Source organism: Mycetocola manganoxydans (assembly GCF_003667545.1).
GTDB classification, from domain to species: Bacteria; Actinomycetota; Actinomycetes; order Actinomycetales; family Microbacteriaceae; genus Mycetocola_A; species Mycetocola_A manganoxydans.
On record NZ_RCUV01000031.1, the window covers coordinates 1 to 646 of the forward strand.

A 646-nucleotide genomic window follows, 5' to 3' on the forward strand; every position below is an offset into this window, starting at 1 on the left:
CCCCGCACCCAAGCGCATCACAAGCGCCCGAGCCGTCAGCCGGGAGCCCTGAAGACCGAGCTGCTATTGCCCGATACGACTACCTCCTCAAGACGGCGCAGCCGGAGCAGCTCGAGCAGGTCCACCGTGACGCGTTCGCCCGTCTGACCCCCGCTCAACGAAACCAGGTCGACACGCAGCTGCGCGCGGAGCTACCCGCTAACGAACAGCCGGCGTCTTCAAGCCCCGAGGACCTCGCCCGATCGGCCGCTCGCGGCGAAGCACACAACCCGGGCTTCCTGCGCAAACTGTTCGCGAAGTCGGCCACCCGCGGGGCCGCCGGTGCTGCGGCGGGAGCAGGCATTGGGGCCGTTGCGGGGGTCGGGCTCGGTGCCGCGGGCAGTCTACTGGCCGCAGTCGCCGGCGGCGCCGTGCTCAGCAACGTCGCCACGCCGCTACTCGAGCAGGCAGCCGGAATCGGCGTCGACTTCGAGAACCTTGCGGGCGGGTTCGACGGCATCACCAACGGTGCAGGCGAGTACGTGACCGGACTCGGCGAACAAATTTCCGATTTCGGTTCCAATTTCGAGATCCCCGGACTCGGCGGACTTGGAAACATCTTCAGCGGGGACAAATAGGAGAACAACGATTTTCCGCGCCTGCGAAA

At 66.7% G+C, this 646-nt stretch carries 1 pseudogene; it reads left to right on the plus strand.

Annotated elements, in window-relative coordinates:
* Positions 1 to 617, plus strand: a pseudogene (locus D9V29_RS15015) (hypothetical protein); the annotation flags it as partial.
* Positions 618 to 646: the final 29 nt, after the last annotated feature.